This is a genomic window from Micrococcus sp. NPDC078436 (genome assembly GCF_040702705.1).
Lineage (GTDB): Bacteria > Actinomycetota > Actinomycetes > Actinomycetales > Micrococcaceae > Micrococcus.
Genome location: NZ_JBFBLX010000001.1, coordinates 309,443 through 334,615 on the forward strand (window position 1 = coordinate 309,443; position 25,173 = coordinate 334,615).

The following is a 25,173-nucleotide window of genomic DNA, read 5'->3' on the forward strand; positions in this document are numbered from 1 at the left end:
TCACGGTGTTCGGCGTGGCCAAGGCGCTGCAGCGTCGGAACCGGGCGCGCGCGGCGCGCCGGGGGATGGATGAGGGGACGGACCAGCTGTAAGCCGGGTTCTGTGTCCCCGCGCGGGTTGCCCCCCGCGGGGTGACGGCCATCCATCTGGGCCCGCCATTGCTGACGGGCTCGAGCGGCCAACCCGGACGCTGGGGCGAGCAGCCCTCGTGACGCGCCCTGTTCGGCCTTGCACCGGATGGGGTTTACCTAGCCGACCCCGTCACCGGGGCCGCTGGTGGTCTCTTACACCACCCTTTCACCCTCACCGCCGCGCCGAGGCGCGGAGGCGGTCTTCTCTCTGTGGCACTGGCCCGCGGGTCTCCCCGGGTGGGCGTTGCCCACCATCCTGCTCTGCGGTGCCCGGACTTTCCTCGCGCCCGCTCATGGAGCGGGCACGCGGCCGTCCGCTGATCCGTCCCGGCCTGCCACTCTACCCGGCCGGACGCCCCGGGCCCGTGCGCGCGGGCGGCTCCGCATAGAATGGGGGGTGTCCGCGGACGACGAGGTCCCGGAGGGTCCGTGCCCGCACGTGCCCGCACAGGCTTGAAGGAAGGACTCCCGTGGCAGACACCGCCTCGACCCAGACCCCCGAGTGGAACACGCAGCAGGAGCTCGCCGAGAAGATGGTGCCGCTGCTGGGCAGCCTCTACCGCGAGCACAACGTGGTCACCAGCATCCACGGGCGCACCCTCGTGAACCGCGGCGTGATCGACATCATCAAGGCGCACCGCTTCGCCCGTCGGATCGACGAGACCGTGCTCCCCGTGGAGGAGACGTACGCGCTGGTCCAGGGCCTGTCCTCCATGGATCTCGGTGCCGCCTCCGTGGACCTGGCCAAGCTGGCCGCCAAGTTCAAGAAGCAGGGCGGTGACCTCCAGGCCTTCCTCGACGCCGAGTTCGCGGACGTCCAGGGCAAGGGGGGCGAGGGCCTCGGCCGCGCGCAGGACGTCGTGCTCTACGGCTTCGGCCGCATCGGGCGCCTGCTGGCCCGCATCATCCTCGGCCAGGCCGGGGGCGGCTCCGCGCTGCGCCTGCGCGCCGTGGTGGTCCGCAAGAACTCGGACGACGACCTGATCAAGCGCGCCTCCCTGCTGCGCCGCGACTCCATCCACGGCGCCTTCGAGGGCACCATCACCGTGGACGAGGCCCGCAACGTCATCACCGCCAACGGCACCGAGATCCAGGTCATCTACTCGAACGACCCGACCACCGTGGACTACACGTCCTACGGCATCGAGGACGCGATCGTGGTGGACAACACCGGCCGCTGGCGCGACGACGAGGGGCTGTCCCAGCACCTCCAGGCCAAGGGCGTCAAGAAGGTCCTGCTCACCGCCCCGGGCAAGGGTGAGATGAAGAACATCGTCTACGGCGTGAACTCGGAGGACATCCTTCCCGAGGACACCATCATCTCGGCGGCCTCCTGCACCACCAACGGCATCACCCCGGTGCTCAAGGTCATCCAGGACGAGTACGGCATCGACCACGGCCACGTGGAGACCGTGCACGCCTTCACCAACGACCAGAACCTGACGGACAACTTCCACAAGGGCTCTCGCCGCGGCCGCGCCGCCGGCCTGAACATGGTCATCACCGAGACGGGCGCCGCCAAGGCCGTGGCCAAGGCGCTGCCCGAGCTCAAGGGCAAGCTCTCCGGCAACGCCATCCGCGTCCCCACCCCGGACGTGTCCATGGCCATCCTGAACCTCGAGCTGAAGACGCCCACCTCGGTGGACGAGCTGAACGACCGCCTGCGTCAGGAGTCCCTGACCGGCGAGCTGCACAGCCAGATCGACTACATCGACTCCCCGGAGGTCGTCTCCACGGACTTCGTGGGCTCCAACCGCGCCGGCATCGTGGACGGCCTCGCGACCCTCGTGAACAACGAGGGCAAGAACGCGATCCTCTACGTCTGGTACGACAACGAGTACGGCTACTCGCACCAGGTGGTGCGCTGCGTGAAGAAGATGGCGGGCCAGGACCTGCCGGTCTTCCCGCGGGCCTGACCGGCCCGGCCTGAGTCCTCAGGCCACCACGACGACGGCGCCGCCGCCTCCCGCTGGGAGGCGGCGGCGCCGCGGTCGTTCCGGAGGAGCTCAGTCCTGGGCGTGCTCGTGGGCGCAGTCAGGACCGTCGCACTCGTGGTCGACCTCGCGGTGGCCGAACGGGTCCGGATCCGTGCCAGGGAGCCACGTCACGCCGGGACGGTTCATGCGCTCGGCGCGCTGCGCGCGCTTCCAGCGCCGCGCCCACTTCCCCTCGAGGCGGTTCACGTAGAGGGTGCCGTTGAGATGGTCGTACTCGTGCTGCATCACGCGGGCGAACCAGCCCTCGGCCTCGAACTCGAACAGCTCGCCGTCCACGCGCTGGCCTGCCAGGCGCACGCGGGAGGAGCGCTGCAGCGGGTAGCCGTGGCCGGGCACGGACAGGCAGCCCTCGGTGTGCTCGTCCTCGTCGGGGGCCTCCTGGGGGGCCTTGTCCAGGTAGGTCAGGACGGGGTTGATCACGTGCCCCACGTTCGGCGCGTCGCCCGTGTCCGGGAACGTCCACGTGAAGATGCGCAGGCCCACACCCACCTGCGGGGCCGCCAGGCCCACGCCGTTGGCGACGTCCTGCGTGAGGTACATGTCCTCGATCAGGGTGCGGATGCCGTCGTCGATCACCTCGACCTCCGCCGCGCGGGTGTGCAGCACGGGCTCGCCGTAGACGGTGATGGGACGGATGGAGGCCATGGCGCTGCGCTTCCCGGCCCGGGCTGCGGGCCTGCGTGGGTCAGGGGATGGGGGAGTCCCCAGCCTACCGCCGGGGACACCACGACGACGGCGCTCACTCCGCGGCAAGCGCCTCCAGCGCATCCGGGTCCAGCAGCGTCACCCGCGGGCCCTCGATGGCGATCAGGCCGTCGTCGGCGAGGCGGCGCAGCCCGCGGCTGAACGCCTCGGGGGTGGTGCCCAGCAGCGAGGCGACGTCCTTCTTCGGCGCGGCCAGCACCACGACGAGGTCGGCCTCGTCCCGGAGGGCCGGCAGGCCGAGCAGATGTCCGGCGATTCGCGCGGTGACAGGCTGACGCTCCCAGGCCAGCCGTTGTTCAGCCTCGGCCAGCCGGACGGCCAGCGTCCGCATCACGCGTCCCCCGATGCCCGGATGCTCGGCCAGGAGTCGGGCGACCTCGGCATGGGAGAAGGTGCACAGGCGGGTCGCGACCACGGCGCGCGCCCCGTGCCGGGCCGGCTCGCCCGTGAGGAACTCGTGCTCGCCCACGGAGTCGCCGGGCTCGACCATCCGCACCACGCGTTCCCGGCCGGTCGCTGAGCCGAGCGTCAGCGCCAGGCGGCCGGTGTGCACGACACACAGGCGGTCCGTGCGGTCGCCTGGCAGATGCAGGGCATCGCCGGCCTCGAGCACGATCGGCCGCGCCAGGGCGGAGACCCGGCGCAGCTGTTCCAGGCCCAGCCCGGTGAACAGCGGGACCCGGGCCGCGCACGGCTCTGGTTCATCCACGGGGATGAGGGGCAGGTCGATACGCACGCCATCAGCCTCCCACACGGCGTCTTGACCGCGGTCAAGGCGTACCCGCCGTCCCCTTCGTAGCGTCAGTGACATCCCCGGAGGACGGGGATCGGACCGGGCGCCCGCCCCGTCCGCTCAGCCTCACCGGCGGCCGCGCCGGTGACGACCGACTGGAGTGACCATGACCCCCACCACGCACACCCTGCTCCGCGCCGAGGGCTTCAGCTGCCCCTCGTGCGTCCGGAAGATCGAGAAGGCCCTCGACGCCCTGCCCGGCGTGACCGGCGCGCAGGTCCACTTCGAGACCCAGCGCATCGAGGTCGACCACGACCCGCAGACCACCACTGCCCAGGACCTCGTCGAGGCCGTCGCCGAGGTCGGCTACACGGCCCGGCCGTCGGCCTTCTGACACCGCCCCGCCCCCGACGAACGGAGCCCGCCATGTCCACCCCCGCTGTCACACACTCGGGCCGCACCCGTGCCCGGTTCACGTTGTCCCGCCGCTGGCGGCGTCCCGTGGTGGCCGGCCTGCTGATCGCCGTCTCACTCGTGCTGGCGCCCGAGCAGCTGGCCCACGGGACCGGACACCTCGTGGCGGCGGGCCTGATGCTCGCCGCCGCCGTCGTGGCCGGCCTGCCGATCGCGCGCGACGCGATCGCCGCCCTGCGGGTGAAGACCGTCGGCATCGACCTGCTCGTCGCCACCGCCGCGATCGGCGCGTCCCTGCTCGGCAATTTCTGGGAGGCCGCCGCCGTGACCTTCCTCTTCGCCCTCGGCCACGGCCTCGAGGCCGCGACCCTGTCTCAGACTCGCTCGGCGCTCGCGGACCTCGTGTCCACGGCGCCCGAGACCGCCATCGTCGTCGACGCAGACGGGACGCAGCGCACCGTGCCCGCCCACGAGGTGGCCCCCGGCGCGACCGTCCTCGTCAAGGCCGGCGCCCGGGTGCCGGTGGACGGCGTGGTGCTCACCGGGGTCGGCGCCGTGGACGAGGCATCCATCACGGGCGAGTCCATCCCGGCGGAGAAGACCGACGGCGACGCCATGTACGCGGGCACCGTCGCCACGGCAGGCCTGCTGCAGGTGCGGGCCCGGGGCGTTGGCGCCGACACCACGCTGGCGCGCATCATCCACCGCGTCGAGGCGGCGCAGGAGGCCCGCGCGCGGACCCAGCAGTTCATGGACCGCTTCTCCCGCTGGTACACCCCGGCGATCATGGTGCTGGCCTCCGCGACCGGCCTGATCACGCGGGACGTCCCCCTGGCCCTGACCCTGCTGGTCATCGGCTGCCCGGGCGCCCTCGTGATCTCCATCCCGGTCGCGATCGTGGCGGGGATCGGCCGCGGCGCCAAGGACGGCGTGCTCATCAAGGGAGGGGAGTTCCTTGAGCGTGCCGCGAAGGTCGACGCCGTCGCCGTCGACAAGACCGGCACCCTCACGTCGGGCACCCCCGAGCTGACAGACGTCGTCGCGTTCGAGCCCGGGGCCGAGGACGAGGTGCTGCGCTGGGCCGCACGGGTCGAGGCGGCCTCGGGCCACCCGCTGGCCGCGCCGGTCGTCGCGGCGGGCCGGGAGCGCGGCCTGCTGGACGGCCCGCTGGCCACCGATGTGGACGTCGTCCTCGGCCGCGGGCTCACCGGAGAGGTGGACGGCCGTGTCGTCGCCGTGGGCAACGTGGCGCTGCTGCGCGAGCGCGGCGTGGAGCCGGCCGCGACCGACCGGGTCGAGACCGTCGCGGCCGAGCTTGCGGAGGCGGGCCGGACCCCGGTGGCGGTCGTCGTCGACGGCATCCCGCTCGGCGTCCTCGCCATCGCAGACACCCTCCGGCCCGAGGCCGCGGACATGATCCGGGCGCTGCACGGGATCGGCGTCCGCGAGGTCGTGATGCTGACCGGCGACCAGCCCGGCGTCGCGCAGGCCGTGGCCCGGCAAGTGGGCGTCGACGACGTGCGGGCAGGCCTGCTGCCCCAGGACAAGCTCGAGGCGATCGAGGCCCTGCAGGCCGAGGGCCGCGTCGTCGCGATGGTCGGTGACGGCGTCAACGACGCCCCGGCCTTGGCGACGGCGGACATCGGCGTGGCCATGGGCGCGGCCGGCTCCGGCGTGGCCATCGAGACCGCGGACATCGCCCTGATGGGCGACCGGCTCGAGCGGCTGCCGCAGGCGCTCGAGCTGGCCCGGCGCACGGTGCGGGTGATGCGGCAGAACATCGCGATCTCCCTCGTGACCGTCGTGGCCCTGCTGGCCGGCGTCTTCATCGGCGGCGTCACGATGGCCGTCGGCATGCTCGTGCACGAGGCGTCCGTGCTGCTGGTCATCGTGAACGCGATGCGCCTGCTGCGGCGCCCGGGTCAGCCCAGGTCCACGACCTCGAACTCGAGCAGGTCGGCGCCCGTGGCGACCGGCGCCGGGCGGCCGCCCTGCTCGGCGGCGTGAGCGGCGGGCATGCGCCCGTCCCGCCAGCGCTGGAAGTCCTCCTCCGAGGCCCACGTCGTGACCACGAAGTAGCGGTCCTCGCCCGCCGTGGGTCGCAGCAGCTGGAACCCCTCGAAGCCCGGCTCCTGGTCCACCGCGTGCTTGCGGGCAGCGAACCGCTTCTCGAGCTCCGGGCCGGCGCCCTCGGGGACGGTGATGGCGTTGATCTTCACGACGGACACGGTTGCCTCCTGGAGACGGGACGGTGGGGGAGGGCGGGTGCCCTCCTGCCCTGCCAGGGTAGACCCCCGCCCGGCACTACCAGGAGCGCAACCACGGACACGACAAGGCCCCCGGAATCTGCATGATTCCGGGGGCCTCGGTGGGGTGAGCGACGGGGATTGAACCCGCGACCTTCTGGACCACAACCAGACGCTCTGCCGACTGAGCTACGCCCACCATGCATGCTCCCGATGGGGGTGACCCGTGCGGAGCAGCGGGTACTACTGTACACGATCCTGAGGGTCGCCCGCGCCAGCGGTGATCCGGGCCGAGATCGAGCGGGCCTCGTCCGACGTCGGGCCGGGGGCCGGGAGCATGACCGCCTCGCGGTAGTAGCGCAGCTCGGTGATCGAGTCCCGGATGTCGCCGAGGGCGCGGTGGCCGCCCGTCTTCGCCGGCGCCTGGTAGTAGGCGCGCGGGTACCAGCGGCGCGCGAGCTCCTTGAGCGTGGAGACGTCCACGATCCGGTAGTGCAGGTGCTCCACGACGCGCGGCATGTACCGGGACAGGAACAGCTTGTCCTGGCCCACGGAGTTGCCGGCCAGCAGGGCCCTGCCCGCGGGCACGCGCTCGGCCATGTAGGCCAGCACCCGCTCGGCAGCCTCCTCGAGGGGGAGCCCGGACTCGAACTCCTCGATCAGTCCGGACGTGGTGTGCATGTCCCGGACGAACGGGTCCATCTGGGCGAGGGCGGCCGCGGTCGGGCGGATCACGAGGTCCAGCCCCTCGTCGAGGAGCTCGAGCTCGGAGTCCGTGATGAGCACGGCCACCTCCACCAGCACGTCGACGTCCGGGTCCAGGCCGGTCATCTCGCAGTCGATCCAGACCAGCGGGGCGCGCTCCGGCGCGGGGGTGTTCGTGTCGCTCATGGAATCCAGGCTACTCGTGGACCACGATGATAGATTCGCCGTCAGTCCCACCCCGGGTTCCGACCCGGCCCGCACGGAAGGACACGCCCCATGAGCGCGCCCACCCCGCCGCCGTCGTCCCCGTCGGGGGAGCGGCCGGCGCCCGGCGGCGCGAGCGCAGCTCCGCGGCCGCTCGGCCCGGGCGGCTCGCCGCGCGTCCCGCTCCTCGTCGGGCTCCTGGGGTCCCTCCTGGTGGTGGCGGGCTCCTACAGCGTGGGCTGGCTCGCGTCCGTCTCCCCCCTGAACCGCTGGCAGTGGCTCATCCCGTGGCGCACGCACGAGGCGGGCGTCCTCACCGGCATCACGCTCCTCACCCTCGGCTTCTGGCTCCTGTTCTGGGCCTGGATCCGTCTCGGCCAGACCGTGGACCCGCGCGGCGGCGGGACGGTGGGCACCATGACCTGGGCGTCGGCCCTGTGGAGCGCCCCCCTCCTGGTGGCGCTGCCCATCCTGAGCCGGGACATGTACGCGTACGTGGCCCAGGGGCGCATGATGGCGGCCGGGAAGAACCCCTACGAGGACAGCATCTCCGACGTCTCGAACTGGCTCCAGCTCGGTGCGGACTCCATGTGGGCCTACGACGGCACCCCCTACGGGCCCGTCTTCCTGTGGGTGGAGCAGGCGGTGGTGAACGCCAGCGGGGGAGAGAACCCGGACCTGGCCATCGTGCTCTTCCGCCTCGTGGCGGTGCTCGGCGTGGTCCTCACCGCGGTCTTCGTGCCCCTGCTCGCACGCCGCACGGGGACGCCGCCCGGCTGGGCGCAGTGGCTCACCACCGCCAACCCGCTCGTCATCATCCACTTCGTCGCCTCCGGCCACAACGACGCCCTCATGGTGGGCCTGGCGCTCGCCGGCACGTGGTGCGCCCTGCGCGCCGGGCGCCCGGAGCGGCCCCAGTCAGCGCTCGCCTCGGCCGGGTGGGGCCTGGCCGGCGTGCTCCTCGTGACCCTCTCGCTCGGCGTCAAGCCCATCACCGTGGTGCTCCTGCCGTTCATCGGCCTGCTGTGGGCGGGCCCCCGAGCCGGGTGGCCCCGTCGCTTCGCCTACTGGGCGACGACGGCGGTGACCTCCGCCCTCATCATGCTCGCGGTGGGGCACGCCAACGGCTACGGCTTCGGCTGGGTGTCCGTCATGGCGAGCACGGGGACGGGCACGTCCCCGTGGGCGCCCATCGGCATGCTCTCCAGCGTGACCATCGGGGTCCTGGAGGCGCTCGGGAACGATGTGGACCGCAGCGGCATCGAGGGCCTCTACAAGACGGCCGGACGCCTCCTCTCGGTGCTCGTGGTGGCCGTGCTCATGTTCCGGGGCCGCCAGGACCGGATCCTGCCTCGGATGACGTGGGCGTTCACTGCACTGGTGGTGCTCTCCCCGGTGATCCACCCGTGGTACCTGCTGTGGCTGCTGCCCTTCTTCGCCGTGATCGGCATCCCGGACGACTGGCGGCTGACGTGGGTGTTCTTCACCGTGTGCTTCTTCCTCACCTACGGCGCCCAGGACCAGCTGTTCACGTGGCCGTTCCTGGAGATCGCGGGCGAGGTGAAGGTCGTCTCGCTGGCGGTCTCGGCCCTGTGCCTCGTGTGGATCCTGCTCCTGGACCCGCACACGCGGCACGTCCTCCGCGGCAGGATGCCCGGCCGTCACGAGCTCCGGACGGTCGCCCGCAGCGTGAGGCGTCGGCCGGAGGTCCGGTGAAGCACGGCGCCGAGGCGCCGGATCCCCGTGCGGCCGTGCGGGAGGGGACCGTCGCCGCCGTGCTCATCATGGTCGCCTCGTGGGGCGTGGGGTGGCTGCCGATGACCACGGACACCGTCTTCGCCGGCACGCGGCTGCTCAACCCGCTGCGCGCCAACCTCGTGGGCGTGATCGGGAGCGCGGTCCTGCTGGCGGTCGGCTGCCTGCTGCTGGCCCGCGCGTGGCTGCGGCTCGGGCGCGCCCTGCGCGGCCGCTGGGACTCCCAGGGCTCAGCGGTGACGCGCGCGGCGTGGCAGTGGTCCCTCCCGATGCTGGGCGCCTTCCCCATCTTCTCCCGGGACGTCTACTCCTACCTCCAGCAGGGGCGGGTGGTGGCGCTCGGGCTGGACCCCTACCGGGAGGGCGTCTCCCGGCTGCCCGGGTGGTTCATGCAGGGGGCGGACTCCATCTGGGCCGAGTCCCCGTCTCCGTACGGCCCGCTGTTCCTGCTCTTCGCGGAGGGGGCGTGGCGGTTCTCCGGCGGGAACATCGAGCTCGGGGTGCTGTGCTTCCGGCTCCTCGCCCTGGCCGGGATGGCCCTGTGCCTGTGGGCCGTGCGCCGCCTCGCGGACGCGGCGGGCCGCGGCGGCCGCTGGGCCGCGTGGCTGTGCGTGGCGAACCCGCTGTTCCTGCTCTACATGGTGGCCGGCGCCCACAATGACGCCCTCATGAGCGGGCTCATGCTGGCCGGTCTCCTGCTGCTGGTGCGCCTTCCGCGCCGTCGTCTCCACGGACTGTGGGGCCTCGTGCTCATCTCGCTCTCGGTGGCCATCAAGCCGCTGACCGCGCTGGCCCTGCCGTTCGCCGCCCTCCTGCTGCCCGCCGGCTGGGCGCCCTTCCGCGCCGGCGGGCGGCCGCCTCGGCGCCGCGAGCGCCTCGGCTCCTGGATCACGACGGCGGCGGTCGCCCTGGCCGTCCTGACGATCCTGGGAGCGGGCACGGGGCTGTGGTTCGGGTGGGCGGCCGCCATGCTCACGAGCGGCGACGCCGCCTTCCCCTATGCGCCGGTGGGACTGGTGGGGCTCGGCATCGGCTGGCTCGTGGACGCGGTGAGCCCCGTGCCCGCCCGGTCGGCCGCGAACGCGTTCTACACGCTGATGACGCTGGCCGCGCTGGTCTTCACCGCCTGGATGGCGCTGCGCCGCCGCCCCGTGGACCCGGTGCTCTCCTCCGCCGCCGTGCTCGTCGTGGCCGTGCTCACTGCGCCCATCATCCAGCCGTGGTACCTGCTCTGGGTGCTGCCGTTGTTCGCGTGCGCCCTCCCCGGCACGCCCCGCGGACCGCTCCACCCGCGCTGGCTGGGCTGGGTGACGGCGTTGGCCGTCCTGCTGCTCATCGGCGTCGGCGTGGTGGACCAGATCTCCGTGGCCCAGTGGATGCCGCTCGCGGCCGTGCGCGGGGCGACGGCGCTCGCCGCCCTCGTCGGCATCCTCCTGATCGCGTTCCGCGACCCGTCCACCGCCGTGCTGTTCCCCGGCCGCGGCCGTGCCCCGCTCGAGACGGTCGAGCCCCGCCCCGCCATCCCCCGGGAGGGACCATGAGCGACCGTGACCGCCCCGCCTCCGGCCCTGCTTCTCGCCGGGTCGCCGTCCTCCTCGGCGCGACGGCGCTGGCCGCCGTCCTCGGCCTGCTGAGCAAGCAGTGGTGCCGCGTGCACGGCTGGGCCGCCCCGGGCGTGCACGTGCACCTGTGCTATTCGGACTTCGCGCAGCTGTTCCCCACGCGGGGCCTGGCCGACGGGCACTTCCCCTTCTCCGCGTCGCTGCCGCCGGAGCAGTGGATGGAGTACCCGGCGCTGCTGGCCGTCGTCGCGGGGGTCACCTCCTGGTTCGTGCCCGCCGGCGGGTCCCTGCACGAGCGCACCGTGGCCTACTTCGACGTGAACGCGGCGGGCGTGGTGCTCTGCTGGATGGTCACGGTGGTGGCGACGGCGTCCACGGCGCGCGGCCGGTCGCGGGACGCGCTCCTGGTGGCCCTCGCGCCGGGGGTCGTCCTGACCTCGATGCTCAACTGGGACCTGTGGGCGGTCATGCTCGCCGCCCTGGCCCTGTGGGCGTGGTCCGCGGACCGCCCCACGCTCTCGGGCGCGCTCCTCGGCCTGGGCGCCGCCGCGAAGCTCTACCCCCTGTTCTTCTTCGGCGCCCTCCTGGTCCTCGCGCTGCGCACGGGCCGGTGGGCGGGGTTCGGGAGGGCGCTCGCGGCGGGGACGGCGGCGTGGCTGGCCGTGAACCTCCCGTTCATGCTGACGGCGTTCGACCAGTGGGCGCGCTTCTACGCCTTCTCGGGCGAGCGCGCGGTCTCCTTCTCCTCGGTGTGGCTCGCGTTCGTGTGGACCGGATGGTCCGGGGAGACGTTCTCGCTGGTGTCGAACGGGCTGTTCGCGGTGTGCTGCGCGGGGATCGCGTGGCTGGGGCTGGCGGCCCCGGTGCGCCCTCGCCTGGCCCAGCTCTGCCTGCTGATCGTGGCGGCGTTCCTGCTCCTGGGGAAGGTGTACTCGCCGCAGTTCGTGATGTGGCTGATCCCGCTCGTCGTCCTCGCGACGCCGCGGCGCCGGATGTTCTGGGCCTGGCAGGTCGTGGAGGTCTACCACTGGGCCGGGGTCTGGATGGAGTCCGCGCGCATCACGTCCGGCGGGACGTTCGGCGGGGCCTGGGCCACCCTCTGGTACGGCTCGGGAGTGGTGCTGCACGTGGCCGCCGTCGCCTGGATCTGCGTCACCGTCATCCGTGACGTCCTCGACCCGGCGCGGGACCCGGTGCGACGCACCGCCCTCGAGCGGGGCGCGCCGTGCGTCGCCCCGGGCATCGCGGAGGACCCGAACGCGGGCCCGTTCTGGGGCGTGCCGGACGGCCCGCTGGCCGCCGCCGTTCAGCGGCGGAGGTAGTCCGAGCACGTCGGGTCCACCGCGCGCCCCGGGTGGTGGAGCACGATCACCCCGTCCTCGGACCACACCCGTTGGAAGCCGAGGGCGCGGGCGCGTTCCAGGACCTGCCCGGGTGTCAGCGGGTCCCACCCGCCGGGCTCCTCCTCCTGCAGGTCCACGATGGTCCAGGTGGCCAGCTCGTCGCCGATGTCCCCGGCGAGGCCCACGTACGTCCGCGTGGTCAGGTGGGGGATGACGTGGTCCGGGGCCTCGACGCACACGCCGTCCGGGATGAGGGAGACCGCGCGGTCGAGGCTGCGCGCGTGCGCCGTGACCGCCATGTCCCCCGTGAGGGTGCGGTGGAACGGGAAGACGAGCGGGAACACGGCCGTGCCGAGCAGCGAGACGCCCAGGGCCGCGGCGACGAGCACCGTGGGCAGCCGCCGCAGCTCCTCCCGCCGGGCCGCCAGCCGGTGCGCCGCCTCGAGCGCGGCCATCAGGAGGATGGGCGCCAGGATGGCGTCGTACTGGAAGACGGGGCTCCACACGGTGAGCCGGTCGTTGAAGAGGCGAGAGAGCAGGACGGGCATCGCCAGCAGCGTCAACGGGCTGAGGAGCGGCAGGAGCAGCAGGGGCACGAGGTGCAGGAGCAGCAGGGCGATCTTCAACGGGTGGTCCACCAGCACCCCGACGGCGGAGAGCGGCCGCGTGAGGATGAACAGGAGGGAGGAGGGAAGGTCCGGGCCGAGCGCCGTGAACTGCCAGTAGCCGAAGCTCCCCGTGGGGGAGAAGCGGGGGATGGCGACGGACGTGGCGAACCAGTAGCCGGCCACGCCCAGGACCGCGGTGACGGCGGCCTGCAGCCGGTGGCCGCGGATCGCGAGCACCAGCGCCACCGCCACGAGCGTGACGCCCATGTCCTCGCGCACCGTGAGGAGGCTCGCGGCGAGCGCCGTGACGGCCCACGGGCGGCCCCCGTCCAGGGACCAGACCAGCCACGCCATGAGGGGCACGCCCAGGGTGATCTCGTGGAAGTCCCAGTTGACCATGGCCTGGAAGGGCCAGGAGAGCAGCAGCGCCGCGGCCGCGCCCAGGGCGAGGCCGTGGCCCGACCGGCGGCGGGCGAACAGGTACACCGGCACCGCGGCCAGCGCGAGGGCCAGCGCCATGACGATCCCGAGCACGCGGGGGTCGTCCCAGATCCAGTAGGCGGGCGCCAGCAGGGCCAGGACCGGGTGGAAGTGGTCGCCCAGGAGGTGGAAGCCCACCCCCTTGACCGGCACGATCGGTGGCTTGAGGAGGGCGTACTGCCGGATCGCCTGGTCGAAGATCCCGAGGTCGTAGCCCTTCGACTCGTAGGCCCGGTGGCGCAGGAACGAATGGGTCACGGCCAGGGCCGTGAACGCGGCCAGCAGCAGCGCGAGGTGCCATCGCTCCCGCGGAGCGGGCCACGAGCGCCGGCGATCCAGGGGGGGCCTCCTCACGCTCGGGCCTCCTGACGCTCGGGACGACGACGACGGTGCGCGGCGGCAGGGCGCGGCACGGCGGTGCCCCAGGAGGGATTCGAACCCCCGACCGGCGGATTAGAAGGCCGCTGCTCTGTCCAGCTGAGCTACTGGGGCTGGGCCGTGCCATTCTACCGGCCGGGCTCGGCGTCGTTCCTGCACAGGCGACGTCCGCGCCCGGCGGGTCCCCAGCGCGGCGGACGCGCCGGACGCCGGCCGCTCCGGGGGCGTCTGATGGGGGTGGCGGATCGACCGATGCGCCGCAGACCCGCTCCGGGCCGGGCCCGGGGCCGCGCAGAGAAGGACCCATCATGCAGGACACCATCACCATCCGCGGCTTCGTCGCCACCGACCCCGCCGTCCGCCACACCGCCTCCGGCACCACGGTGGCGGGCTTCCGCCTGGCCACCACGGAGCGGCGCTTCGACCGGGACGCCGGCACGTGGGTGGACGCCCACACCAACTGGTACAGCGTCTCCGCATTCGGTCAGCTCGGCTCGAACACCGCGCAGTCGATCAAGAAGGGCAACCCCGTGATCGTCACCGGCCGCCTGCGGGTGCGGGACTGGTCCACGGAGGAGCGCTCGGGGACGTCCGTGGACGTCGTGGCGGACGCCGTCGGCCTGGACCTGGGCTACGGCTCGGGGGCCTTCGTGCGGAACCAGCGCGCCTCGGCGCCGCGGGAGGAGCCGCGCGAGGAGCGGGCCGCCGGCGCCGAGCCGGCCGAGGACTTCGGGGGTCCGGCCCATGACGCCTTCGCGCCGGCCCGCGCGGACCGCCCGGCCGACGACGGCGGCGAGGAGCAGGAGGGCGACGAGCGCGTGGGGGAGGAGGCGGCGCGCACCCCGGGCGTGCTCACGGCGGCCTGAGGCGAGCGGGGCGGCCGTCGGATGAGAGGAATCCGGCGGCCACCCACTAGCCTGGGACGCATGGCGGAATTCATCTACACGATGGTCAAGGCCCGGAAGAAGGTCGGCGACAAGCTGATCCTGGACGATGTGACGATGTCGTTCTATCCGGGCGCGAAGATCGGCATGGTCGGCCCCAACGGTGCCGGCAAGTCCACGATCCTGAAGATCATGGCGGGGCTCGACGAGCCCTCGAACGGCGACGCCCGGCTCTCGCCCGGGTACTCCGTCGGCATCCTCATGCAGGAGCCGAAGCTGGACGAGTCCAAGACCGTCCTGGAGAACGTCCAGGAGGGCGTGGGCGAGATCTACGGCAAGATCCAGCGCTACAACCAGATCTCCGAGGAGATGGCGAATCCGGACGCGGACTTCGACGCCCTGATGGAGGAGATGGGCTCGCTGCAGACGGACATCGACGCCGCCGACGCGTGGGACATCGACTCCCAGCTCGAGCAGGCCATGGACGCCCTTCGCACGCCCCCGGCCGACGAGCCCGTGACCAAGCTCTCCGGCGGTGAGCGCCGCCGCGTGGCCCTGTGCAAGCTCCTGCTCCAGAAGCCGGACCTGCTGCTCCTCGACGAGCCCACCAACCACCTGGACGCGGAGTCCGTGCTGTGGCTCGAGCAGCACCTGGCCGCCTACCCCGGCGCCGTCGTCGCCGTGACCCACGACCGCTACTTCCTGGACCACGTGGCCCAGTGGATCTGCGAGGTCGACCGCGGCCGCCTCTACCCCTACGAGGGCAACTACTCCACGTACCTGGAGACCAAGCGCGCGCGCCTCGAGGTGCAGGGCAAGAAGGACGCCAAGCTCGCCAAGCGCCTCGCCGAGGAGCTCGACTGGGTGCGCTCCAACTCGAAGGGCCGCCAGGCCAAGTCGAAGGCCCGCCTGGCCCGCTACGAGGAGATGGCAGCCGAGGCCGAGAAGACCCGGAAGCTCGACTTCGAGGAGATCCAGATCCCGCCGGGCCCGCGCCTGGGCAACACCGTCATCGAGGCCACGGACCTGAAGAAGGGCTTCGGGGACCGTGTGCTCATCGACGGCCTGTCCTTCTCCCTGCCGCGCAACGGCATCGTGGGCGTCATCGGCCCCAACGGCGTCGGCAAGACCACGCTGTTCAAGACCATCGTGGGGCTCGAGCCCCTCGACGGCGGCGACCTCAAGGTCGGCGAGACCGTGAAGATCTCCTACGTGGACCAGTCCCGCGCGAACATCGACCCCGAGAAGTCGCTGTGGGAGGTCGTCTCGGACGGCCTGGACTACATCAAGGTCGGCAACGTGGAGATGCCCTCCCGCGCCTACGTCTCCGCGTTCGGCTTCAAGGGCCCGGACCAGCAGAAGAAGGCCGGTGTGCTCTCCGGCGGTGAGCGCAACCGCCTCAACCTGGCGCTGACGCTCAAGGAGGGCGGCAACCTGCTGCTCCTCGACGAGCCCACCAACGACCTGGACGTCGAGACGCTGACCTCGCTCGAGAACGCGCTGCTCGAGTTCCCGGGGTGCGCCGTCGTGGTCTCGCACGACCGCTGGTTCCTCGACCGCGTGGCCACGCACATGCTCGCGTACGAGGGCACCGCCGAGGACCCGGCGAACTGGTACTGGTATGAGGGCAACTTCGAGTCCTATGAGGCGAACAAGGTGGACCGCCTCGGCCCGGACGCCGCGCGCCCGCACCGCGTGACCCACCGCAAGCTCACGCGCGACTGACCGTCCCGCCGGGACGACGACGGCCCGCCTCGGACGCCCGAGGCGGGCCGTCGTCGTCTGCGCCCGAGGGCCTGGATGACGGGGGGTGTCTCAGCGGCGCCAGCTGCGGCGCAGCAGGGTCCGCATGGTCAGGCGCTGGGCGGCGTCCTGGACCTTCGCACGGGTCGCCGCATGGCCCTGCGGCAGGCGCACCATCCCCTCCTGGGCCACGGTGGCCACCAGCTCGCCCTCGCGGGTGAAGACCGAGCCCTGGCCGAGCCCGCGCGCGCCCTGGGCGCTGGGGGAGTGCTGGACGTAGAGCAGCCACTCGTCGACGCGGGCCGCACGGTGGAACCACATCGCGTGGTCCAGCGACGCGACGGACATGCCCGGCTGCACCCAGGCCACCCCGTGCTGGCGCAGGATCGGCTCGAGCAGCGTGTAGTCGGACGCGTACGTCAGGGCGGCCAGGTGCAGGCGCGGGTCGTCGGCCAGCGGCGTGAACGTCTTCATCCACACCATGTTCGTGTTCTGGGCCCGGGCCGCGCGGTCCACGTAGATGGGGGACTGGACGTGGCGGATGTCGAAGGGGCGGGACCAGGACCACTCCTGCGCCACGGGGTGGCGGATGTTGCCCAGGACGTCGGCGGTGGTGGGCAGCTCCTCCGGGGCCGGGACGTCCTCGGGCATGGCCACCTGGTGGTCCACTCCCTCGGCCGGCTCCTGGAAGGAGCACGTCAGGGCGAGGATGGCCTTCTCGTTCTGGGACGCGAGCACGCGCCGCACGGAGAAGGAGCGGCCGTCGCGGAGCGTCTCCACGGTGAAGGTGATCGGCTGCAGCGCGTCCCCGGGGCGGATGAAGTACCCGTGGATCGAGTGCGCGGGCCGGGTGCCCGCCACGGTCCGCGCGGCCGCGGCCAGCGCCTGGGCGAGCACCTGACCGCCGAAGACGCGGCCGTGCGCCTGCCGCGGCGTGGTGCCGGTGAACCGCGGCTCGCCGGTGACGGGGTCCGGGCCGGCGTCTGCCAGGTCGAGGATGCCACGCAGCAGGTCGGTGGGGTCCTTCGGCGCGGAGGCGGGGCGCTTCGGGGTGCGCGGCGTCATGGGGTGCTCCCTTTCCTGGAGTGGTCCGTGCGGCGCCCGGGCCGATTCCGGGCACGGGGCGGGTCCGGGCGGGGCCGAACCTGGGACAATGCTGTCATGAGCCAGCAGCCCCCCTCCACCGGCACCCCCCGCGACCGGGACGGCGTCCCCGTCCTGACCTTCGCCGACGAGCGCGCCGTCCGCGACCTCGAGCAGTTCGCCACGCGCGCCCGCCGCGTGGCCGACACGGGGATGCGCCTGGACGTCGTCGCGGAGGCGGGGTCCTCCCGCACGCCGATGCTCGCGCAGTGGGTCTCCGTGCTGCAGCCGCAGGGTCTCGGCGACCGGGTCCCCGTGGTCCTCGGCCTGCGCACCGTTCCGCTCGCGACGGCGGACGGGGTCGCCGGACTCGACGTCGTCGTCCCGCTCGGGGCCGTGACGGAGCGCACCGCCCGCATGCGCGGGCAGGACCCGGTGGACCTCGCGTTCCCCGTCCCGCCGACCCGTGAGCAGGTCTCCTGGACCGCGTTGACGCCGCCGCGCTCCGGCTGGACCCCGGCCGCCGAGGTGGCGGACGAGGAGCTGATCGAGGTGGCCTCCCGCGGCGTGGAGGCCGTGCGGGCGGCTCTGCCCGAGAACCCCGGCGAGGCCGTGGTGCGCCAGGTCCGTGCCCGCATGTGGGGCCCCACCCTCGGCGGGGACGCCCTCCAGTTCCCCGCGGGCATGGCGTTCGGCGCGCACGCGCTGGGCTTCCTGCTCCCGGGCAGCCACGCCCGCCTGAGCACCGCCGGCCCGTGGACCCGGCTCGACACCCCGGGTGGCTTCGTCCTGGGGAGGGCCGCCGTCGCGGTCTGAGAGAGTCAGGCGGAGTTCTGCAGCGAGTGCGCCGCCCGCTCGAGGTAGTCCCACAGTTCGGCCTCGTGCAGCGGGGACAGGTCCAGGGTGTCCAGGGCGGCACGCATGTTCCGCAGCCAGGCGTCGCGGGCGGCAGGGTCGACCTTGTAGGGCGCGTGGCGCATGCGCAGGCGGGGGTGGCCCCGCTGCTCGGAGTACGTCCTCGGCCCGCCCCAGTACTGCTCGAGGAACAGGCGCAGGCGCACCTCGGCGCCGGCGAAGTCCTCCTGCGGGTACATGGGCGCGAGCAGCTCGTCCTCGCGGACGCGCGAGTAGAACTCGTGCACGAGCTTCGAGAACGTCGCGTGCCCGCCGACCGCGTCGTAGAAGCTGGTCATCCGGTCGGGCGCGGTGGGCCCCGCCGTCGTCGGGCCACTCTGCGCGTCGCGCGCGCGGACCTGGTCAACGGGCGCGGGGGCGCCGTCCTTCGTGACCGGCTCCACCTCGGTGGGCCGGTTCTCCATGCCGGTCACGGCGCTCGGCCGGTTCGCGCCGCGCGGGCGCAGCACCGCGAGCGGAGCGCCCAGGCGGGAGGACAGGTCGGGGAGCCCGGACGACGTCGCGGGCCCGCTGCCCGGGCCGGGGCCGGCGACCGGCTCCACCGTCACCGGCGCGGAGAGCGAATTCGCGATGAAGCAGAGCCGGTGCGCCTCGGCGTGCAGGGCGTCGGCCTCGCCGCGGTGGGACTCGTCGGCCAGGCGCACCTCGGGGCGCAGGGTGATCGAGGCGAAGCGCCCCGCGCCGTCGCCGTCCACCTCGATCTCACCGGACGCCGTGCAGGCCATGCCGGTCACCACGAGTCCCGAGGTCGCGGCGGCGTGCAGGTAGGAGAGCGTGTGGCACTCGGCGAGCGCGCCGAGCAGGAGGGTCTCCGGATTCCACTTCGAGTCGTCTCCGCGGAAGGGCCGGGCCGCCGACGCGTGGATCTCCCCGACGCCGGCGTCCTGGATGACCACGGAGCGGTCGTAGTCGCGGACGCCGGACGTGCCGGTCCCGCGGTCGCCGGTCCACTCGGTGCGCAGCGTGAAGGTGTGCTTCATCCTCCCAGCCTAGTGCCGCGCCAGGACGCGCCACGGGGCCGAACCCGTCGAGGGTCCGGCCCCGTGCCGGGGAGGGGCCGCGTCAGCCCGCGGCGGACACCTCGTGCACGTTCTCCTCCGCATGCGCGCGAGCGGCGAGGGCGCGGACCATCTCGTCGCGGCCCTCGGCCACCACGCGGGACAGGCCCGCGCGGGAGCCCTTCACCCGCTCGGAGAGCTCGGTCGCCCGGTCCGCCACCTCCTGGCCCACCTGCGCCGCCGGGAACCCGAGGGTCGCCGCGGTCTCGGCCATCTCGTGCGAGCGCGAGTCCCACACCTGCTCGATGCGGGAGAAGTACTCCTCGGCGTAGGGGGCGATCAGGGAGCGGTCGTGCACCCGGCCGAAGCCGATGAGCGCCTGGCGCTGCTCCGTGTTGGACAGCTCGCCGGCCACCACCCGGCGCCACGCCTCCTGCTTGGCCTCGGCGGTGGGCACGGCGGCGCGGGCCTGCAGCGCCGCGAGCGCGCCGGTGGCGGTGGCGTCGGCCTGCGCGGCCGCCGCGATCTGCTCCTCGCCCGCGCGGCCCGCGGCCACGAGCGCGGTGAGCAGCTCCCACTTCAGGTCCGTCGTGAGGTCCAGACCGGGCAGCACGCTGCGCTCGTCCACGACGGCGTCGAGGGCGTCGAGCTGCGCGCCCGTCCGTGCGTGCAGGGCGAAGGCCTTGACGAACTGCAGCTGGTTGTCCGACCCGGCCTCGGCCTGCTCCGTCAGGGCCCACAGCCGGTCCGCCACGCGCTCGCGCGCCGGGCGGGACTGCGCCTCGGGCAGGTACTGGGACAGCGACGTCGCCAGCTGGCGCAGCAGGGTCTGCACCACGGTGGAGTCCCGCTCCTCGCCGATGTTCGCCAGGATGAGCTCGGCGAACCACGCGGCCGAGGCCTCGCCGTCGCGCACGGTGTCCCATGCGGCGCCCCACAGAAGGGTGCGCGGCAGGGAGCCGTCCACGTCCTTCAGGCGGGTGGACGCGGCCTCCCACGAGGCGTCGTCGAGGCGGATCTTGGCGTAGGCGAGGTCGTCGTCGTTGGGCAGGATCAGCGCGGGGCGACGGCGGCCCGCGGCCTCCGCCACCTCGGTCAGCTCGCCCGCCACGTCCAGCTCGAAGCGGTCGGTCCGGGTCAGGCGGCCGGTCGCCTCGTCGACGTCGTAGAAGCCGACCGCGAGGCGGTGCGGGCGCAGGATGTCGTCGCCGGGCGCGGTGGGGGAGCCGTCCGGCGCGGTCTGGCGCAGGCGCAGGGAGGCGATCGTGCCGCTCGCGTCCGTGTCCACCTCCACATGGAGGGTGTTCACGCCGGAGGTCTCGAGCCACTGGCGGGTCCACTCGGAGAGGTCCCGGCCGGAGGAGGCCTCGAGCTCCGTCATGAGGTCCGGCAGCTCGGTGTTGGACCACGCGTGCTTGGCGATGTACTCGCGCACGCCGGCCATGAAGTTCTCCTGACCCACCCACGCGACGAGCTGGCGAAGCACCGAGGCCCCCTTGGCGTAGGTGATGCCGTCGAAGTTCACGAGCACGTCGTCGAGGTCGCGGATCTGCGCCGTGATCGGGTGCGTGGAGGAGAGCTGGTCCTGGCGGTACGCCCAGTTCTTCTCCATCGAGGAGAACGTGGTCCACGCGCCGGTGTACTCCGTGTTCTCGGCCGCGGCGAGCGTGGACATGAACTCGGCGAAGGACTCGTTGAGCCACAGGTCGTTCCACCAGCGCATGGTCACGAGGTCGCCGAACCACATGTGGGCGAGCTCGTGCAGGATGGTGATGGCGCGGCGCTCGACGACGGCCTCCGTGACCGTGCCGCGGAAGACGTAGCTCTCGAGGAACGTCACGCAGCCGGCGTTCTCCATGGCGCCCGCGTTGAACTCCGGCACGAAGAGCTGGTCGTACTTCTCGAACGGGTAGGGGTGGCCGTACTGCGCCTCGAAGAACTCGAAGCCGCGACGGGTGAGGTCGAAGACGGCGTCCGCGTCGAGGTGTTCGAAGAGGGAGGCGCGGCAGTACACGCCGAGGGGGATGGTGCGGCCGTCCGCGCTGCTCAGCTCGGAATGCGTGGACCTGTACGGGCCGGCCACGAGGGCGGTGATGTAGGAGGAGATGCGCGGGGTGGGGGCGAACTCCCACACGGCGGCGTCCACGCCGCCGAGGTTGTCCTCGTTCTCGACGCGGCCGAGGGAACGGCGGGCGGCCTCCGGCTGGTTGGAGACGACGGCCCAGTGCGCCGGCGCCGTGACCCTGAACGCGAAGGACGCCTTCAGGTCCGGCTGCTCGAACACGGGGAACATGCGGCGGGAGTCCGGCACCTCGAACTGGGTGTAGAGGTACACCTCCTGGTCCACCGGGTCCACGAAGCGGTGCAGGCCCTCACCGGTGGTCGAGTAGTCGCCCTCGGCCTCCACCACGAGCGTGTTCTGCGCGGCCAGCGGGCCGACGGCCACGCGGGCGCCGTCGAAGTCCGCGACGTCCAGGCGTTCGCCGTTGAGCGTGACCGCGCGGGGCGCCGTCGTCGCCACCCAGTCGATCCACGTGCTCGAGCCCACCGCGTCCTCGCTCGCCGCGAAGGTGACGGTGCTCGTCACGGCGAAGCGCTCGGCGCCGCGGGCGAGGTCCAGGCTCACCTCGTAGGCGTCCACGGTCAGGGCGGCGGCGCGCTGCGCGGCCTCCTCGCGGGTGATGTTCAGGCGTGCGGAGCTCACGGAACCTCCAGGGGTAGGGAAGGGACGACGACGGCCGGTGCGGGATGTGCCCCGGCTCACTGACCGCCATTGTGTCACCTGGCCCGGGCGTCGTGGACGGCGCACCGCAGAGCGGGCCGGCCGGTGTACTCAGCCCCCGATCTCGGCCAGTCGGGTCGCCGCCGCACGCAGCACCTCAGCAACCTCGGGCACTCGTGCCGGCGGCATCCGCTGCTCGGCCGCCGAGGCCGTGAGGGACACCTGGGGGATGCTTCCCGTCCGCACCGGAATGCCACAGGCGACTCCGGCCACCCCGGGCACGACCGGCACACCGCCGCACCACCCCTGCTCCTCCATCTGACGCAGCAGGGTGTCCAGCAGGTCGTGCAGGGCTCCGTCATCCGTCAGGTTCCAGCGACGGGGAGGCCGGGCGACGACCGCGTCCACCTCCGCTCGCCGGCGCTCGGGCGGCAGGGAGGCCAGGAGCGCGATGCCGGCGTACCCGGCGGCAAGCCGCTTGACCTCGCCGACCTCCACGGTGAAGACGCGCACGGGGGAGTCGCCGTCGCATCGCAGGAGGTAGGCCACTCCGCCCGCGGCCCGTGCCGCCAGGTAGACCGTGTCCCCCAGCTCGTCCGCGGCGGCCTGGACCACGGCCCGGCTGGCCTCGCGTTCGATCAGGCACCGCGGCGTCACCGGTTCGAACCCGACGGGGCCCCACCGATCGCCGAGTGCATAGGCGGCCCCACGTCGGGTCACGGCACCCTCCTCGGCCAGGTCGGCCAGCAGTCGATGGGCGGTGGGCTGGGGCAGGCCCGTCCGCTGGACGAGCTGGCTCAGCCGCAGGCCGGCGGGTCCGGCCTCGTGCAGCAGGCGCATCACGAGGGCGGCACGGGGCAGGACGCCGGTGGGCGGGGTCAAAGGGGTCACCGGTCCATCGTGCCGCAGCTCCGGCGTCAGAGCTAGTTCCATCTAATGGACTAAATGACTGCCGCCCCTGCTTGCAATTTGAGAACTGAACGCGCCATGCTGGGAAATGTAGGGCGCGTCACATCGCAGGTGTCGGGTCCACTAGTCCACATATCGGTTTCCAGGAGGAGCCCCATGCCACTGACCGCATCGACCGTCACGCGCACCGTCAGCGTGGACGGTGCCTCCGTCACCTGCCACGACTCGGTGACACCCGGGGAGCTCGACCGGCCTCTCGTGCTGGTCCACGGCACGGGCGGGACGACCGACTCGCACTTCGGCCACCTGTTCCCGATGATGGCCACGCGGACACGCGTCATCGCCGTGGACTGGGCGCCGACGGCCGACCCCGCCGCGGACCTGACCGTCGACCTGCTGGTCGGCCAGGTGCGGGCCGCCGTCGATGATCTCCTCGGCCCCGACGCCGCCTTCGACCTGCTGGGCTACTCGCTCGGCGCCGTCGTGGCCGGGCAGCTGGCCGCCGACCTCGGTCGCCGTGTGGAGAACCTCGTGCTCGTGGCCGGCTGGGCGACGACGGATGTCCACCAGCGCCTGCGCAACGAGGTCTGGCGGCACCTGTATGCCACGAGCCCTGATGCCCTGGCCCGTTACACGGCCTTCTGCGGCCTGTCCCCGCTGGCCCTGCGCTCCCTGACCCCGGCCATGCTCGACGGGGCGCTCGCCTCCCTGACCGCGGACGAGTTCACCGCCCGGCAGATGGACCTGAACGCCCGCGTGGACGTCGCCGACCGTCTCTCCGCCGTCACCGCGCGGACACTGATCGTCTCCTGCGCCGAGGACATCATGGTCCCGCCCCATCACCAGTACGAGCTGCTCGGCATCATCGACGACGCGCGGCTGACGACCATGACGAGCGGCCACGCCTTCTTCCTCGAGCGCCCGGCCGAACTCATGCAGATCGTCGACCTGCACCTGCGCGAGCCGGACCGCCATCCGGCCGGCGCGATCATCCCCGAGACCCACGCCTGAGAGAGGGGCCAGCCATGACCACCACCACGACCACCACCACCGACGTGCGCCCCGCACCGCGCGACGAGTCCGCCGAGATCCTCGTCATCGGCTCCGGATTCGCCGGCCTCGGCATGGGCGCCCAGCTGCGGCATCACGGCCGCGAGGACTTCCTCATCCTGGACCGCGCCCAGCAGGTCGGCGGGACCTGGAGGGACAACACCTACCCGGGCGCCGCGTGCGACGTCCCGAGCCACCTCTACAGCTTCTCCTACGCGCCGAACCCGCAGTGGTCGGGCTTCTACACACCGGGTCCGGAGATCCAGGACTACCTCGTGCGCTTCTCCGAGGACGAGGGCCTCACCCCGCACCTGCGTCTCGGGGCGGACATGCTCGAAGCGCACTGGGACCCCGAGACGGAGCGGTGGACGGTGCGGACCCCGCGCGGGACCTACACGGGACGCTGGCTCGTCATGGGCACCGGGCACCTCGCCGACCCCCGCCTGCCGGACGTCCCGGGTCTCGACGCCTTCGAGGGCGAGGTCATCCACTCCGCGCGCTGGGACCACACGGTGGACCTGAAGGGCAAGCGTGTCGCCGTCGTCGGCACCGGCGCCTCCGCGATCCAGGTCATCCCCGAGCTGGCGGCGACGGCGGCCGAGCTCGTCGTCTTCCAGCGCACCCCCGCGTGGGTCACCCCGCGCGTGGTCAAGCCGTACTCCGCGGCCGTGCGGCGCATGTTCGAGCGCGCCCCGCACACCATGCAGCGCGAGCGCGACGACATCTTCTGGTTCGCCGAGTCGAACTATGCCCAGCGCCGCGGTGTGCCGGCCGCGCTGGACCAGGTCCGGGCCCAGGCCCTCGGGCACCTGGCCGCCGCGGTCTCTGACCCCGAGCTCCGCGAGCGCCTCACGCCGCGGTACCTGCCGGGCTGCAAGCGCGTGCTCGTCTCCAACGACTACTACCCGGCCATGGCCCGGGACAACGTCACCCTGGAGGACAGCGCCCTGGACCGCGTCGAGGGGAGCCGGCTGTTCGGCGTGAGCGGTCACGGGTACGAGGTCGACGCCGTCGTCCTCTGCACCGGCTTCGAGGCGGCCCAGCCGCCGTTCGCCGACCGCGTCCACGACGGTGAGGGCCGCTCCCTGGCCGATCACTGGAGCAGCGGCATGGCGGCGTTCGACTCCACGGCCGTGGCGGGATTCCCGAATCTGTTCGCCATCAACGGGCCGAACACCTCGCTGGGGCACAACTCGATCGTCTACATCATCGAGTCGCAGATCGCGTACATCTTGGAGGCCCTGGACCGGGCGGAGCACGACGGGATCCGGACGATGGTCCCCGAGACATTCGCCCAGGAGGAGTACGTGGACCGTCTCCAGGAGCGGGCCGCCACCTCGGTGTGGCTCGTGGACGGCGGCTGCCACTCCTGGTACGTCGACCCCCGCTCGGGCAAGTTGACGCTGATCTGGCCCGACTACGCCTACGACTTCCGCGCCCGCAACGGCCACTTCACCGGGGAGGGCTTCCTCTCCTCGGCGAGCGGGGAGCCCGAGCCCATGCCGGTGCGCGAGCCCGAGCGATCGGTCGCGCTGATCTGAGCCGGCCCGCCCCGGGACAGGGGGTCGGGTGGGGCCGTCAGTAGACTGACCCCACCCGACCGTCGTC

20 protein-coding genes, 2 tRNA genes, 1 other RNA gene and 1 pseudogene are annotated in these 25,173 nt (G+C 72.8%); 11 read left to right on the forward strand and 13 right to left on the reverse strand.

From position 1 onward, the window contains the following. Window positions 1-73 precede the first annotated feature (73 nt). Window positions 74-457, reverse strand: an RNA gene (rnpB, locus tag AB0302_RS01440) — RNase P RNA component class A. A gap of 144 nt (window positions 458-601) precedes the next feature. On the opposite strand from rnpB, the gene AB0302_RS01445 reads away from it, so the two are divergent. Then, window positions 602-2,047, forward strand: coding sequence for a glyceraldehyde-3-phosphate dehydrogenase (locus AB0302_RS01445; protein WP_366370307.1), 1,446 nt, complete (start codon window positions 602-604; stop codon window positions 2,045-2,047). A gap of 90 nt (window positions 2,048-2,137) precedes the next feature. Here the strand turns inward: AB0302_RS01445 and def are convergent, their stop codons facing one another. Further along, window positions 2,138-2,773 (reverse strand): peptide deformylase, encoded by a 636-nt coding sequence (gene def / locus AB0302_RS01450; RefSeq protein ID WP_366370308.1) that lies wholly within the window; start codon window positions 2,771-2,773, stop codon window positions 2,138-2,140. A gap of 94 nt (window positions 2,774-2,867) precedes the next feature. Further along, on the reverse strand, window positions 2,868-3,569 hold the full coding sequence (locus AB0302_RS01455; protein WP_366370309.1) for a Crp/Fnr family transcriptional regulator: 702 nt from the start codon (window positions 3,567-3,569) through the stop codon (window positions 2,868-2,870). Window positions 3,570-3,732: 163 nt separating this feature from the next. Between AB0302_RS01455 and AB0302_RS01460 the strand changes: the two genes are divergently transcribed. Then, window positions 3,733-3,960 (forward strand): heavy metal-associated domain-containing protein, encoded by a 228-nt coding sequence (locus tag AB0302_RS01460; RefSeq protein WP_366370310.1) that lies wholly within the window; start codon window positions 3,733-3,735, stop codon window positions 3,958-3,960. 107 nt (window positions 3,961-4,067) lie between these two features. After that, window positions 4,068-5,987: a cation-translocating P-type ATPase gene (locus AB0302_RS01465; RefSeq protein WP_366370332.1), complete on the forward strand. Its 1,920-nt coding sequence runs from the start codon at window positions 4,068-4,070 to the stop codon at window positions 5,985-5,987. On the opposite strand, the gene AB0302_RS01470 is transcribed toward AB0302_RS01465, so the two are convergent. From AB0302_RS01470 to orn, 3 genes are all read right to left on the reverse strand, one after another. Continuing rightward, window positions 5,903-6,208: an antibiotic biosynthesis monooxygenase gene (locus tag AB0302_RS01470; protein ID WP_126860527.1), complete on the reverse strand. Its 306-nt coding sequence runs from the start codon at window positions 6,206-6,208 to the stop codon at window positions 5,903-5,905. The genes AB0302_RS01465 and AB0302_RS01470 overlap by 85 nt on opposite strands. 141 nt (window positions 6,209-6,349) lie before the next feature. Then, window positions 6,350-6,425 (reverse strand) — tRNA-His (locus AB0302_RS01475). 44 nt (window positions 6,426-6,469) lie between these two features. Further along, window positions 6,470-7,117 (reverse strand): oligoribonuclease, encoded by a 648-nt coding sequence (gene orn / locus AB0302_RS01480; RefSeq protein ID WP_298713348.1) that lies wholly within the window; start codon window positions 7,115-7,117, stop codon window positions 6,470-6,472. A gap of 90 nt (window positions 7,118-7,207) precedes the next feature. Between orn and mptB (AB0302_RS01485) the strand changes: the two genes are divergently transcribed. The 3 genes from mptB (AB0302_RS01485) to AB0302_RS01495 are packed head-to-tail and all read left to right on the forward strand — an operon-like array spanning window position 7,208 to window position 11,774. Continuing rightward, on the forward strand, window positions 7,208-8,851 hold the full coding sequence (mptB, locus tag AB0302_RS01485; RefSeq protein ID WP_366370311.1) for a polyprenol phosphomannose-dependent alpha 1,6 mannosyltransferase MptB: 1,644 nt from the start codon (window positions 7,208-7,210) through the stop codon (window positions 8,849-8,851). After that, window positions 8,848-10,431 carry a polyprenol phosphomannose-dependent alpha 1,6 mannosyltransferase MptB gene (mptB, locus tag AB0302_RS01490; RefSeq protein ID WP_366370312.1) on the forward strand — a complete coding sequence of 528 codons (1,584 nt, stop codon included), beginning with the start codon at window positions 8,848-8,850 and terminating at the stop codon, window positions 10,429-10,431. Before mptB (AB0302_RS01485) ends, mptB (AB0302_RS01490) begins: the two co-directional genes overlap by 4 nt. After that, complete coding sequence (locus AB0302_RS01495; protein ID WP_366370313.1) at window positions 10,428-11,774, forward strand: glycosyltransferase 87 family protein; 1,347 nt, start codon at window positions 10,428-10,430, stop codon at window positions 11,772-11,774. Before mptB (AB0302_RS01490) ends, AB0302_RS01495 begins: the two co-directional genes overlap by 4 nt. Here the strand turns inward: AB0302_RS01495 and AB0302_RS01500 are convergent. Both AB0302_RS01500 and AB0302_RS01505 read right to left on the reverse strand, forming a co-directional pair. After that, entirely contained in the window at window positions 11,759-13,237 is a 1,479-nt protein-coding gene (locus AB0302_RS01500; RefSeq protein ID WP_366370314.1) for a DUF2079 domain-containing protein, read from the reverse strand. The two genes, AB0302_RS01495 and AB0302_RS01500, sit on opposite strands and share 16 nt — an antisense overlap. Window positions 13,238-13,301: 64 nt before the next feature. Next, a tRNA-Arg gene (locus AB0302_RS01505) sits at window positions 13,302-13,375 on the reverse strand. Window positions 13,376-13,569: 194 nt separating this feature from the next. Here AB0302_RS01505 and AB0302_RS01510 point away from each other — a divergent pair. Beyond that, the gene (locus tag AB0302_RS01510) at window positions 13,570-14,127 is read left to right on the forward strand and encodes a single-stranded DNA-binding protein (RefSeq protein WP_298713365.1); all 558 of its coding nucleotides are present in this window, start codon (window positions 13,570-13,572) and stop codon (window positions 14,125-14,127) included. A gap of 60 nt (window positions 14,128-14,187) precedes the next feature. Next, complete coding sequence (gene ettA / locus AB0302_RS01515) at window positions 14,188-15,870, forward strand: energy-dependent translational throttle protein EttA (protein ID WP_248114994.1); 1,683 nt, start codon at window positions 14,188-14,190, stop codon at window positions 15,868-15,870. A gap of 90 nt (window positions 15,871-15,960) precedes the next feature. Here ettA and AB0302_RS01520 read toward each other — a convergent pair whose 3' ends face one another. After that, window positions 15,961-16,953: an acyl-CoA thioesterase II gene (locus AB0302_RS01520; RefSeq protein ID WP_298713368.1), complete on the reverse strand. Its 993-nt coding sequence runs from the start codon at window positions 16,951-16,953 to the stop codon at window positions 15,961-15,963. A 96-nt stretch (window positions 16,954-17,049) separates the two neighbouring features. Between AB0302_RS01520 and AB0302_RS01525 the strand changes: the two genes are divergently transcribed. Then, a complete protein-coding gene (locus AB0302_RS01525; protein ID WP_366370315.1) occupies window positions 17,050-17,787 on the forward strand; it encodes a hypothetical protein in 738 nt (245 codons plus the stop codon). A gap of 5 nt (window positions 17,788-17,792) precedes the next feature. On the opposite strand, the gene AB0302_RS01530 is transcribed toward AB0302_RS01525, so the two are convergent. The 4 genes and pseudogenes from AB0302_RS01530 to AB0302_RS01545 form a co-directional block, all read right to left on the reverse strand. Continuing rightward, window positions 17,793-18,164, reverse strand: coding sequence for a globin (locus AB0302_RS01530; protein ID WP_248115311.1), 372 nt, complete (start codon window positions 18,162-18,164; stop codon window positions 17,793-17,795). A 270-nt stretch (window positions 18,165-18,434) separates the two neighbouring features. Beyond that, window positions 18,435-18,866 (reverse strand): annotated as a pseudogene (locus tag AB0302_RS01535) (OsmC family protein); the annotation flags it as partial. Between the two features lie 82 nt (window positions 18,867-18,948). After that, window positions 18,949-21,588 carry an aminopeptidase N gene (gene pepN, locus AB0302_RS01540; protein ID WP_366370316.1) on the reverse strand — a complete coding sequence of 880 codons (2,640 nt, stop codon included), beginning with the start codon at window positions 21,586-21,588 and terminating at the stop codon, window positions 18,949-18,951. A gap of 129 nt (window positions 21,589-21,717) precedes the next feature. Continuing rightward, window positions 21,718-22,497 (reverse strand): helix-turn-helix domain-containing protein, encoded by a 780-nt coding sequence (locus AB0302_RS01545; protein ID WP_366370317.1) that lies wholly within the window; start codon window positions 22,495-22,497, stop codon window positions 21,718-21,720. Window positions 22,498-22,671: 174 nt separating this feature from the next. Here AB0302_RS01545 and AB0302_RS01550 point away from each other — a divergent pair, with 174 nt between their 5' ends. Both AB0302_RS01550 and AB0302_RS01555 read left to right on the forward strand, forming a co-directional pair. Next, window positions 22,672-23,526: an alpha/beta hydrolase gene (locus AB0302_RS01550; protein ID WP_285179551.1), complete on the forward strand. Its 855-nt coding sequence runs from the start codon at window positions 22,672-22,674 to the stop codon at window positions 23,524-23,526. A gap of 14 nt (window positions 23,527-23,540) precedes the next feature. Continuing rightward, window positions 23,541-25,106 carry an NAD(P)/FAD-dependent oxidoreductase gene (locus AB0302_RS01555; protein WP_366370318.1) on the forward strand — a complete coding sequence of 522 codons (1,566 nt, stop codon included), beginning with the start codon at window positions 23,541-23,543 and terminating at the stop codon, window positions 25,104-25,106. Window positions 25,107-25,173: the final 67 nt, after the last annotated feature.